Below are 12,631 nucleotides of genomic sequence, written 5' to 3' on the forward strand. Positions count from 1 at the left end.
TTTAAGGAATAACTTTAAGCAATCACAGTAGAGGACCACTTTAGAAAACAGCAGCTATTCTTCACAAGCTTTCAACTTATCTATGCTTTAAATAAAATACTCAACGACTATTTTTTTAATCCGACAATGCTATATTCGCCACCGACAGTGAGTTTAACTACTACCGGTTTATCTGATGTATTTTTCCAATACCAGCCGTGAACACCTGCAAATGGCGTAGTAAAACTACCTTTCATTTCCGTCAACGTCGCAATAGCATAACTTTCATAATAACCTGTGGTATCACCTTCAGGCTCGCCGTGTAAATCAAAGAAAAGTGCAGTACCATCAGTTTGCCATTGATATTCCATTTTCTTAAACTGTGCCATAGCAAATTTATACTCAACACCGCGCCCTGCAGGGACAATAACTTCAATAATATCGGTTTCTTGCTGATTTGCTGTGTTGAGTTCATCACTTTTTTTGATGCTAATTGACGCAGTCCCCCCTGGGTTTGCTAAAGCCGTTAAGCCAAGCTTAGCGCCAATACCCGTAGGATCTATATTGTATTCTGCTGGTAATATAAAACTAATTAGTACTAAGCCCGCAATCACCAGAGCGATAATCGTTGATTTGAGTAAAGCATTATTTGATAACGTATGTTGCATATATACCCGTTCTACTTGTAGATGCATGATTCAGTTAGAATTAGAAACGCCTTTAGGCAAGACTTTGATTGAATAGAATAGCTATTCTATTGTCGAAATCAATAACGCAGCATAAAGTGTTTCTAAACCAGCCCCTTGGGGAAGACTGAGCAAATCATACTCTACGTTACATTTCTTTTTAAGGGAATGACCCTTAATAAAAAAATGCGCCTTGATTTTGAATCGCTCAGACTTCCTGAAACGAGCATATTCAAGTCGAGCGGGTAGATGTCTCTTTTTCTTATTGTTAATAATAACGCTAGCTAGTGAAATAACCGGTTAACTGAAAACCTATCAGCATAAAACCTGCGCTCATTAATAAGGTATTACTTGCCGTTGAAAACTGTGTAAACGAATGATGTTTTCGCCAAAAGCTAATGACCAGTAATATAAATGTTAGCGCAGCAAACTGCCCCAACTCCACCCCTATATTAAAAGCAATCAAGTTCTCCCATAAACCCTCTTTGGGTAGTTGAAATTCTTGTAATTTTGTCGCTAAACCAAAGCCATGAAACAAGCCAAAAATCAGTACTGCCATTTTAGCATTTGGGCTAAAGCCTAAGGTACGCTGAAAACCACCTAAGTTATCAAAGCCTTTATAAACAACCGACAGACCGATAATAGCATCAATTAGATAAGCATTAACTTGCACGTCACCCAGTACACCAAAGAGTAGAGTTAAGCTATGCCCCAAGGTAAACATACTGACATACAATAAAATGTCTTTGCTCTTGTATAAAAAGAATATTACGCCGGCTAAAAACAGCAAATGATCGTATCCGGTCACCATATGTTTAGCGCCAATATACATAAAAGGGAAAAATTGAACCCCGGTATTGTTTTGTAAAAAAAGACGGGTACTTTCATCTACGCCATGAGCCATAGCATTGAAAGACAGTAAACCCACCATACTCAATACCATAGTAATTAAGGCTAGGCGACTACTTCGAGGAAACATTAATTACTCCGCTGATTTCAGCCTATATTGAGTGATAAGAATGGTTGTTAAAACAAATAGCATTAGGACTGAGTACATAATGCCAGTTAAATAGATCCTGACAAGTCCTGCGGCTAAGATTTTTAAATTCAACTTGGTATTCTACAAAGCACCGACAAAGCAATATTCAATTCATGTTAATTTCACATGGTGAAATTTTTATTAAAGCCTCGTAGTGATATACACGTCCTTGGGTAATTAAATACTCCACTTAAAATCGCTCAGCAAAGCCCTGTTTTGCCACACTTTCATAGCTAACTATGAGTCATTTTCTGCCGCCATTTAAAGAGATTTCCGTAAACTTTAGTGCCCTAGTACAACGACTAAAGTAACAAATAAATCAAAGCTGACACTTGTGTCAACTATCCATTCTGCTATAGTGAATCCATACGAATATTCAACTCGACACTAAAAATCAAAATTAAAGCGGAAAGAATAATGGTAGCAAATACAATAAAATTCCTGTTAAACAACGAGCTAGTAAAGATTGAAAACTTAGATCCTAACACGACTGTTTTACAATACTTACGTGAAGAGCAATTTAAATCTGGCACAAAAGAAGGCTGTGCTTCAGGTGATTGCGGTGCTTGTACCGTAGTATTAGCTGAACTAGATACTGAAAATTCTGGTCAACTTACTTATAAATCAATTAACTCTTGTATTACCTTTGTCGGTAATTTAAATGGCAAGCAATTGATTACCGTTGAAGACTTGAAAGAAGGCGCTCAGCTACATCACGCCCAGCAAACGATTGTTGATAATCACGGTTCACAATGTGGATTCTGTACCCCTGGATTTGTTATGTCTTCTTTTGCTTTGCATAAACAAAACAACAAACCAAATCGCGCTGAGGTATTAGAAGCATTAGCAGGAAATTTATGTCGATGTACCGGTTACCGTTCAATTATTGAAGCGGCAATGACTTCTAGCGAAGGTAATCAAGAAGATTCATTTGCTAAGCATTACCAACAAACGCTAGTAACACTTACTGAGCTAGAGAAATTACCAACCCCTACATTACATGGTAATGGTAATACTTATATCGCTCCGCAGAACATTGATGAGCTAGCGACTGAATTAACTAACGAACCAAAATCAACGATAGTGGCTGGTGGTACCGATTTAGCCCTGTCAGTTACTCAAAACTTAGCGGTTGTCAAAAAGCTTGTGTATGTTGGTAACGTTGCCGAATTAACCACTATTGAAGAAACTGAGTCTGAAATAATTATCGGCTCTGCATTACCCTACAGTGACTTTATCAATACTTTACACCACTACTACCCAGATCTTGGTGACATGATTGAGCGTATTGGTGCGAAACAAGTTCGTAATACCGGTACTTTAGGCGGCAACGTAGGTAACGCTTCACCTATTGGCGATATGCCTCCTGCATTAATCGCACTTGGCGCAACGATGACGCTGCACCTTAACGGCACAGAGCGTACTATCTTAGTTGAAGATTTTTTCCTTGATTACAAAAAAACGGTTCTGCAAACCTCTGAATTCATCAAGTCTATTACCATTCCTAAGCCCGTTGCTGGTCAAACACTGAAGCTTTACAAGATCTCTAAGCGCTTAGATGATGATATTTCTGCGGTATTAGCCGCTTTTTTCATTGAGCAAACACCTACAGAAAACGGCCAAAAAATTACCAATATCCGTTTAGCGTTCGGTGGCATGGCTGGTATTCCTAAGCGTGGCCCCGCGGCAGAAGCTGCATTATTAGGTAAAAACTTAACAAAAGAATCAGTAGCCCAAGCAAAAGCAGCGTTAGCGACCGATTTTCAGCCTATGACTGATGTACGTGCTTCTGACAAGTATCGTATGACCGTAGCTCAAAACCTTATCGAGAAATGCTATTTAGAGCTACAAAGTGCCCATACAAGAGAAGTTATTGAAACACGAGTGGTGAATTACTAATGCGTACTTTAATTGATGTAAAAAAAGCCGATACCCAAAAGGTAAAAACGAACGCTGACAAAGATGTAGTTAACGGACAAAAAAATATTGGCCTAGGTGGCGTAGGTCGTTCTAAAAAACATGAAAGTGCTGACAAGCAAGTCGCTGGTGAAGCCATTTATGTTGATGACCGTCCAGCTCTTCGTGGCGAATTACATGCAGCGGTTGGTCAATCAACCATGGCACACGCTAACATCATTTCAATGGACTTATCTGCCGTTAAAGCTGCAGAAGGTGTGGTAAAAGTAATGACCGTTGAAGATGTACCCGGTCATACTGATATTGGTCCGGTATTCCCAGGTGACCCAGTACTAGCTATTGGTAAAGTAGAATTTGTTGGTCAGCCGCTTTTCGCCGTTGCAGCAACAAGCTTCGACCTTGCGCGTAAAGCCGTTAAACTTGCAAAAGTTGAGTATCAAGAGCTTGAAGCAGTACTTACCGTAAAAGACGCTTTAGCGAAGCAAAGTTTTGTTCGTCCTCCACATACGTTGAAACGTGGCGATTCTGAATCAGCTATTGCCAGTGCTGAGCATCAATTATCAGGTGAAATAGTTGTTGGTGGTCAAGAGCATATGTATCTTGAAGGGCAAGTTTCAACAGCAGAGCCTACTGAAGATGGTGGCATGAACATTTACACCTCTTCACAACATCCAAGTGAAGTACAAAAGTTAGTGGCTGAAGTACTTGATATTCCACTAAACAAAGTTTTAGTTGATATGCGCCGTATGGGTGGTGGTTTCGGTGGTAAAGAAACACAAGCGGCTCCTTGGGCATGTATTGCCGCTTTACTTGCTAATGAAACCAAACGTCCTGTTAAATTTAAGTTAGCGCGTTTAGACGATATGGTCATGACAGGTAAACGTCATCCATTTGAAAACAACTACACCGTTGGTTTTGACAAAAATGGTCAAATCAAAGGCATTAACATCGAAGTCAATGGTAACTGTGGTTACTCACCAGATTTATCTGATGCGATTGTTGATAGAGCGATGTTCCACTCAGATAATGCTTATTACTTAGATCAATCAACGATTACCGGTAACCGTTGTAAACTAAACACGGTTTCTCATACTGCTTACCGTGGTTTTGGTGGTCCTCAAGGTATGATGACAATCGAACTGATCATGGATGAAATTGCTCGTCATCTAGGCAAAGATCCCTTAGCAATCCGCAAAATTAACTTATACGGTAAAGAAGAGCGTAACGTTACTCATTATGATCAAACCGTTGAGCATAACAACTTAAGCGAGATCATTGAATCGTTAGAAGAAAGTTCAGATTACCAAGCCCGTCGTAAAGCGATCACTGAATACAATGCTACTAGCAGCATACTGAAAAAAGGTATTGCCTTAACACCGGTAAAATTTGGTATTTCATTCACGGTACAGCATTTGAACCAAGCCGGTGCCCTTGTTCATGTTTACACTGATGGCACAATTCACTTAAGCCACGGTGGTAGTGAAATGGGACAAGGTTTGAATACTAAAGTAGCGCAAATTGTTGCTGAAGAATTCCAAGTTGATGTTGATACCGTTGCTTGTTCTGCTGCCCGTACTGATAAAGTGCCAAACTCATCGCCTACCGCAGCCTCTTCAGGTACTGACTTAAATGGTAAAGCGGCTGAAGCAGCGGCTAAAACCATCAAACAACGTTTAATTGACTTTGCTTGTGAGAAATATGACGTTGAAGCGCAGCAAGTTCACTTTGAAAACAACAATGTCATCGTAGGTGAGCAAACTTTTAGCTTTGCTGAGTTCTCTCAAATTGCTTACATGAATCGTGTTTCATTATCTTCTACCGGTTTCTACAAAACACCTAAGATTCATTATGATCGTGCTAGTGGTAAAGGGCGTCCGTTCTTCTACTTCGCAACAGGTGCTTGTGTTTCTGAAGTCATCATAGATACCTTAACCGGTGAGTACAAAACGGTACGTACTGATATATTACAAGATGTTGGTGCTTCAATTAATCCAGCCATTGATATCGGTCAAATCGAAGGTGCTTTCATTCAAGGCATGGGTTGGTTAACGACAGAAGAATTAGTATGGAATGAACAAGGTCGTTTACTGTCAAACAACCCTGCAACCTACAAAATTCCAGCGATTAACGATGCACCTGAAGACTTCCGTGTAGCGTTAGTACCTAATGCTCCAAATCCAGAGCGTACTATTTACAACTCGAAAGCAGTAGGTGAGCCACCGTTTATGTTAGGTATGGCTGTTTGGTCGGCATTGAAAGATGCTGTTGCCAGTGTCGCGGACTACAAAGTTAGTCCTAAGCTAGACACACCTGCGACACCTGAACGTGTGTTATTTGCTGTTGAAGCACTTAAAGCCGCTCATGAAAATAACGCAACTGCGACGAAGTAATAGGAATATCATCATGAAAATTAATTGGACCGGTGCAGCACATCAATTGAACAAACAGGGCAAAGCCTATGTTATAGCTACAATTGTTGGGGTAACTGGTTCAACGCCACGTAATAGTGGCACCAAAATGGTGATAACCCATGATGATATTTTTGACACCATAGGTGGCGGTCATCTTGAACATAAAGTGATTAAACATGCACATCAGCTGTTAATGGCTGGTGATGATTGCCAACAGCTAGAACATTTTCAGTTAGGTGCACAACTTGGTCAATGTTGTGGTGGTAATGCCAGCGTATTGTTTGAAAGTTTTAGCGCCAGTGGTGTCAATATCATGCTATTTGGCGCAGGTCATGTGGGTAAAGCACTCATGCCTATTCTTGCTGGTTTACCATGCAGCATTACTTGGGTTGATAGCCGTGCAGAGCAATTTCCCGATGACTCGGGCAATTATCATAATGTCACCACACTGGTCAGTGATAATCCGGCTGAAGAAGTTTCTCTCATGCCAGCGAACAGTTATTACATAGTGATGACGCATAACCATCAACTCGATTTTGAGATTAGTCACAATATTTTAAAACGTGCTGACTTTGCTTATCTAGGTTTGATTGCCTCGGATACCAAATGGCGCCGTTTTCAACAAAGGTTCCAGCATCGTGATATTGCTAAAAGCCTAGTAGAAAAGATGAACTGCCCAATTGGTTTACCGCAAGTACAAGGTAAGTTGCCGATGGAAGTCGCCGTGTCAGTTGCAGGTGAAATTATTCAACTTTATCAAGCAGCGCTAGCGTCACAAGCATTAGCGAACCCCGGTGCCAATAAGCAAAAAGATGCCAAACCACAAAGCACTAAACAAGGTATCGCTTGGCAAGAATTAAAAAGCTTAATGACTGAAGAGATAGTCAGTTAGCAAGCCAAAAAAAGCAAAAATATGCTCGCACATATTTACCAATAGAAAACGTATTCCACAAGTTCAGGTTCATTACATTAGAGGAGTAGCAAAGTGTCTCATTTTGCTCTACAAAGTACACAAGTAGTCATTGCAGGAAAAATGATCGCAGCCTGCGTCGAAATTAAAGACCAGCTGATTCATGCTATTCATGCTTATGGCCAAGAATTAAGTTGCGAAGTTAAAGACTTTGGCGAACAAGTGATTATGCCTGGCTTGGTCGACTCCCATGTTCATATCAATGAACCTGGTCGTACTGAGTGGGAAGGTTTTAATACTGCTACTCAAGCAGCAGCTGCTGGTGGTATCACCGCCTTGGTAGATATGCCGTTAAACTGTATTCCAGTTACGACAACGAAAGCCGCTTTTCAAGAAAAACTCGATTCTGTTGACGATAAACTTTGGGTCGATTGTGGTTTTTGGGGTGGTGTTATTCCTGACAATATTGATGAACTTGATGATTTACTCAACGCAGGAGTTTTAGGTGTTAAATCTTTTTTAATTGATTCAGGTATCGAAGAGTTTCCCCCTGTTGAAGCAAAAGATATGCGCGCTGCTATGCCTATTTTAGCTAAACATAATGTGCCTTATTTGATCCACGCAGAACTTGATTGTGGTCATTTTGATGACGTTGAAATCACTAAAGAATACGACTCTTTCTTAGAATCACGGCCAAAAAGCTGGGAAAACAATGCTATCTCGTTAATGGTTGATATGGCCCGTGAATCAAAAGAAGCCGGTGATAACTGTAAAGTTCATATCGTACATTTATCCTCTGATGAAGCATTAAGTACTATTGCTCAAGCAAAGTCTGAAGGTTTACGCTTTACCGCTGAAACCTGCCCTCATTATTTAACCATTGCCTCGGAAAACATTCCAGATGGCAAAACATTATTCAAATGTTGTCCGCCAATTCGTTAAAACAAAAACCGTGAACACTTATGGCAAGCCGTTACCGATGGCCGCTTAGATTTTATCGTTTCTGATCACTCTCCTTGTACACCAGAATTAAAACATATTGATACCGGTGATATTGAAAAAGCATGGGGTGGCATTTCAGCGCTGCAATTTGGCCTCTCTTTAATTTGGACTGAAGCCAAAGATCGCGGTTTTACCTTGGTAGATCTAGCGCGTTTAATGTCGCAGGAAACAGCTAAATTTGCTGGTTTAGACAGTGTTAAAGGCGCAATTAAAGTGGGTAATCATGCCGATTTCTGTGTATTTGATGAAAAGTTCGAATACACCATTACCACCGAAATGATCAAGCACAAGCACAACATTACTCCTTATGCAGGTCGAAAGGTTTTTGGTCAAGTAAACCATACCTTTGTCCGTGGCTTTCATGTTTATCAGCAAGATGAATTCATTAATTCGCCTATAGGTCGACCGTTACTTAAAGGTCAGTTGTAAGGCTTTTAAAAAAACGTTTAATAATAAGTATTAAAAGAAATTATTAATAAAAAATTTAACATACACGCAATGTATCAGAGTCGACAAAGGCTTGCCTGACAATGCAGTAACTGGAGATAAAAAATGATTGAAGATTGGTTAGCACAAAACAAATTGTCGGCAGAAGAAGCGGTATTAGAGCAAAAATTAAAAACTCATTATGTAGATTTAGCCAGTGAAAAAGTAGGTGGCGAAACATTGTCATGTAGTGATGATTTCTTCGCTGAAATGGAAAACTTATTAAAAGTAGGCCGTGGTATTTTTATCGAAGAGAAATTTACTGAACGTGGTAAATGGATGGACGGTTGGGAATCACGCAGAAGTTATGGCCGTAACAATGGTCGTGATTCTGATTGGTGTATTATCCGTTTAGGCATTAGCGGTGTTATTCGCGCTTTTGATATCGACACTAACTACTTCCGTGGTAACGCGCCAGAAAAAGTATCTGTTGAAGCTTGTGTAAGTGAAGTACAACCCAATGCAGATACCGTTTGGCAGACAATTTTTGAAGCGACTGACGTTAAAGCGCATAGCCAAAATCTTTTTGAAATATCGAATGATACTGCTTTCACCCATGTGCGTTTAACCATGTTCCCTGATGGTGGTATTGCCCGTTTCCGTGTTTATGGTGAAGCAGATGTAAACTGGAATGATTTTGTTGACGGTGAACTCATTGACTTAGCTTCGATTAAAAATGGTGCAAAAGCATTGTTAGTAAGCGATATGTTTTTCAGTGATAAAAACAACCTAATCATGCCTGGCCGTGGCGCCAACATGGGTGATGGCTGGGAAACTAAACGTCGTCGTGATCCAGGTCCAGATTGGTCAATTGTTAAACTTGCTGCAACAGGAAGTGTCAACAAGGTAATCATTGATACTTGTCATTTTAAAGGTAACTTCCCTGATACCTTTATGCTTGAAGGTTGTATCAGTGATAGTGATGATTTCACAGTAAATGCAGCACCTGTAACTTGGACAGCCATAATTCCAAGCACTAAGTTATATGCTCATCGTGAACACTTATTCACTAAAGAGATCATCGTTGAAAAAGAACAACCGTTTACTCATGTACGTTTAAGCATCTTCCCTGATGGTGGTATTTCTCGTATGCGTGTTTTTGGTAACCGCCAAGGTTAGTTAACACGCTTAGCAATGGCATTTTTTAAATGCTATTGCTAAAGATAAAGAACAAGGAAACGAACATGATATTAGCAGATTTAAACCAATTACCAGCAGCAGATGCTAGCCATACGTTCATGCAGTGTTGTACTTCAAGCACGTGGGTTAACAAAATGGTTAATGCCCGTCCATTTGCTAGTGAAACTGCATTAACACAAGCAGCTGATGACGCATGGTTAGGTTTAACCGAACAAGATTATTTTGAAGCATTTGAAGGTCACCCAAAAATTGGTGATGTAAGTAGCTTACGTGCTAAATATGCAAATACCAAAGAATTAGCCGGTAACGAGCAAGGTCTAGTGAAAGAAGCCGACGACGATGTACTTGAAGTACTTTCTCAAGGTAATAGCGACTATGAAGAAAAATTTGGCTTTATCTTTATTGTTTGTGCTACAGGTAAAAGTGCTAAACAAATGTCTGATTTATTACAAGCACGTCTACCAAATAACAAAGCTCAAGAACTTGTAAATGCCGCTGAAGAACAGCGTAAAATTTTCCAACTGCGCATTACCAAAGCCTTCGAAAAGACATTAGCTGAAGGCTAATTCACAGTAACAGCTAAGATAAAAGGAATGAACATGAGTCAAATTACTACCCATATACTTGATACTACCCGTGGTTTACCTGCGCAAAATGTCCCTATTACTTTGTTTGCTCAAGACGGTGATAGTTGGAAAGAAGTCAACGGCGGAGTCACTAATGTTGATGGTCGTTTACCGGGTTTATTAGCTGATGACGAAAAATTACCAGCGGGTGTTTACCGTATGCATTTTGCCACCGCAGTTTATTTTAACGCGAACAACGAAGCAGGTTTTTACCCATACGTTGATATTGTTTTTGAAATCGACGCCAGCGGTACTCATTACCATATTCCATTATTGCTAACAGCATATGGATACTCTACTTATCGTGGTAGCTAACTTGCCTTTAAGTATTAGTACCCAAGTAAGCACGAAGTAATAAAGAACAATAGTTTCTAGCCAGTAGAAAAATATTAACAGTTAACAGAGAAGATTAAGATGACCAGTAAAATCATTAATGTTGTACCCCAAGAGCTAACGGCAGAGAATTTCTCCGCTTATGGGGATGTAATTTCAGTGTCCGAAAGTGCTGAACATTTCGCCATTAATGATGGCCATACTATGCGTTATCATAATCTTGCTGATGTTGATGTTGCTGAGCAACAGGGTAAAACCTTAATTAATATTTTTCGTTCCACCCCGCTGGCTTTTCCTTTACCTGTCGAAATGATGGAGCGCCATCCTTTAGGCAGCCAAGCATTTATACCTATGGGCAAGCAACCTTATGTGGTTGTGGTTGCACCCGCAGGTGAGCTTGATATATCAGCCATTAAAGTGTTTTTAGCAAGCGGTGAGCAAGGCGTAAATTACCACAAAGGTACTTGGCATCACTTTTGTTTAGCGCTTAATGAAGTCAGTGACTTTCTCGTGGTCGATCGCGGCGGAGAAGGTGATAATTGTGATGTTGAAAAACTCGACGGTTCGCTTGTGATCAAATTAGCAGATAAGCAATAAAGCGATGAAAACTTCATTCGTAAAAGAGTAAATAGATAGCACGGTATTAGGCCGTGAAAAACAGTAAAACACCCAGTAATAGTAAAATTCAATAAGTAATAGGTTAAGAAATATGTCGAACAACACTGCAAACACTTCTTCAACGAGTGAAGCAATAAGTAAAGCTACAAGTACCGGCCGCAAAGCATATCGTGGCGAAGTACTGCACTTTTTAGCGGATCCTGCCAAAGTATCAGAAGAAGAGAGTTATCAGTACTTTGAAGATGGACTATTAGTCATCAACAATGGCTTAGTTGAAGCTTTAGGTAACGCCAAGGATTTACTGATAACGTTACCCGCCGACGTTATCGTTACTCAATATGACAATGGCCTAATCATGCCTGGGTTTATTGATACTCATGTACATTATGCACAATCCGAAATGGTCGCCTCTTACGGCGAACAATTACTCGAGTGGTTAGAAAACTACACTTTCCCTGAAGAAAAACAATTTGCTGATATTGAACACGGTAAACGTGTTGCTGAATTTTTCTTAACCCAATTATTAGATGCCGGTACCACCACCGCATTAGTATTTGGCACAGTACATAAAGAATCTGTTGAAGCCTTTTTTATAGTCGCTCAGCAGAAAAAATTACGCATGATTTGCGGTAAAGTCTTGATGAATCAAAACTGTCCTGTCGATTTATCAGATACTGTTGAATCAGGCTATGCCGACAGCAAAGCGCTCATTGAAAAATGGCATAACACTGACAGATTACAATATGCGATAACGCCACGTTTTGCCCCAACCTGTTCAACGGATCAACTGAATAAAGCCGGTGAGTTATTAAAAGAATATCCTAGTGTTTATTTACATACCCATTTATCTGAAAACAAAGATGAAATTGCTTGGGTCAGTGAATTATTTCCAGACAGTGACGGTTATCTTGATGTGTACGATAAAAGCAGTTTATTAGGTCGCCGTAGCGTTTTTGCTCACGGTGTACATTTGCACGATCATGAATGCCAGCGTTTAAGTGATACCAATTCAGCAATTGCCTTTTGCCCGACCTCAAACTTATTTTTAGGCAGCGGTTGTTTTAACTTGAAACAAGCGGAAGAATTTGATGTGAATGTGGGGCTAGGCACCGACATTGGTGCAGGCAGTAGTTTCTCTATGTTGACCACACTTAACGAAGGTTATAAAACCCAGCAATTACGTGGCGATAAATTAAGCCCATACAAATCATTATATTTAGCGACCTTAGGTGGCGCTGTCGCCTTGGATTTAGAAGGGACTATTGGTAACTTCGTCCAAGGCGCTGAAGCTGACTTTATCGTGCTTGATTATCAAGCAACCCCTTTAATGGATGTACGCATCAAACGCTGTAACACTTTAACCGAGAAATTGTTCGTGTTGAGTATGCTAGGTGACGATAGACACGTTAAAGCTACCCATATCATGGGCGAAAAAGTTTAATTAATAAATTATTTAATACCTGAAAGCTGCGAATACGGCATCA

At 40.0% G+C, this 12,631-nt stretch carries 10 protein-coding genes and 1 pseudogene; 9 read left to right on the top strand and 2 right to left on the bottom strand.

Annotation, left to right across the window (positions count from 1 at the left end):
* Nucleotides 1-107 precede the first annotated feature (107 nt).
* Both ESZ36_RS04560 and ESZ36_RS04565 read right to left on the bottom strand, forming a co-directional pair.
* On the bottom strand, nucleotides 108-647 hold the full coding sequence (locus ESZ36_RS04560) for a hypothetical protein (protein WP_146784142.1): 540 nt from the start codon (nucleotides 645-647) through the stop codon (nucleotides 108-110).
* Nucleotides 648-945: 298 nt separating this feature from the next.
* A complete protein-coding gene (locus ESZ36_RS04565; RefSeq protein ID WP_425457373.1) occupies nucleotides 946-1,608 on the bottom strand; it encodes a HupE/UreJ family protein in 663 nt (220 codons plus the stop codon).
* 513 nt (nucleotides 1,609-2,121) lie between these two features.
* Here ESZ36_RS04565 and xdhA point away from each other — a divergent pair.
* The 9 genes and pseudogenes from xdhA (at nucleotide 2,122) to guaD (ending at nucleotide 12,588) form a co-directional block, all read left to right on the top strand.
* A complete protein-coding gene (xdhA, locus tag ESZ36_RS04570) occupies nucleotides 2,122-3,603 on the top strand; it encodes a xanthine dehydrogenase small subunit (RefSeq protein ID WP_146784148.1) in 1,482 nt (493 codons plus the stop codon).
* Nucleotides 3,603-6,011 carry a xanthine dehydrogenase molybdopterin binding subunit gene (gene xdhB, locus ESZ36_RS04575; protein WP_146784151.1) on the top strand — a complete coding sequence of 803 codons (2,409 nt, stop codon included), beginning with the start codon at nucleotides 3,603-3,605 and terminating at the stop codon, nucleotides 6,009-6,011. The genes xdhA and xdhB overlap by 1 nt, the downstream gene beginning before the upstream one ends.
* A 13-nt stretch (nucleotides 6,012-6,024) precedes the next feature.
* A complete protein-coding gene (gene xdhC / locus ESZ36_RS04580; RefSeq protein ID WP_146784154.1) occupies nucleotides 6,025-6,924 on the top strand; it encodes a xanthine dehydrogenase accessory protein XdhC in 900 nt (299 codons plus the stop codon).
* A gap of 93 nt (nucleotides 6,925-7,017) precedes the next feature.
* Nucleotides 7,018-8,373 (top strand): annotated as a pseudogene (gene allB, locus ESZ36_RS04585) (allantoinase AllB).
* A 123-nt stretch (nucleotides 8,374-8,496) separates the two neighbouring features.
* Nucleotides 8,497-9,549 carry an allantoicase gene (gene alc / locus ESZ36_RS04590; RefSeq protein ID WP_146784156.1) on the top strand — a complete coding sequence of 351 codons (1,053 nt, stop codon included), beginning with the start codon at nucleotides 8,497-8,499 and terminating at the stop codon, nucleotides 9,547-9,549.
* Nucleotides 9,550-9,614: 65 nt separating this feature from the next.
* Entirely contained in the window at nucleotides 9,615-10,136 is a 522-nt protein-coding gene (uraD, locus tag ESZ36_RS04595; protein WP_146784159.1) for a 2-oxo-4-hydroxy-4-carboxy-5-ureidoimidazoline decarboxylase, read from the top strand.
* Nucleotides 10,137-10,169: 33 nt separating this feature from the next.
* Nucleotides 10,170-10,511: a hydroxyisourate hydrolase gene (uraH, locus tag ESZ36_RS04600; RefSeq protein ID WP_146784162.1), complete on the top strand. Its 342-nt coding sequence runs from the start codon at nucleotides 10,170-10,172 to the stop codon at nucleotides 10,509-10,511.
* A gap of 99 nt (nucleotides 10,512-10,610) precedes the next feature.
* The gene (locus tag ESZ36_RS04605) at nucleotides 10,611-11,126 is read left to right on the top strand and encodes an ureidoglycolate lyase (RefSeq protein WP_146784165.1); all 516 of its coding nucleotides are present in this window, start codon (nucleotides 10,611-10,613) and stop codon (nucleotides 11,124-11,126) included.
* Between the two features lie 112 nt (nucleotides 11,127-11,238).
* Complete coding sequence (guaD, locus tag ESZ36_RS04610) at nucleotides 11,239-12,588, top strand: guanine deaminase (protein ID WP_146784168.1); 1,350 nt, start codon at nucleotides 11,239-11,241, stop codon at nucleotides 12,586-12,588.
* Nucleotides 12,589-12,631 lie beyond the last annotated feature (43 nt).

The organism is Colwellia demingiae, assembly GCF_007954275.1.
Lineage (GTDB): Bacteria > Pseudomonadota > Gammaproteobacteria > Enterobacterales > Alteromonadaceae > Colwellia > Colwellia demingiae.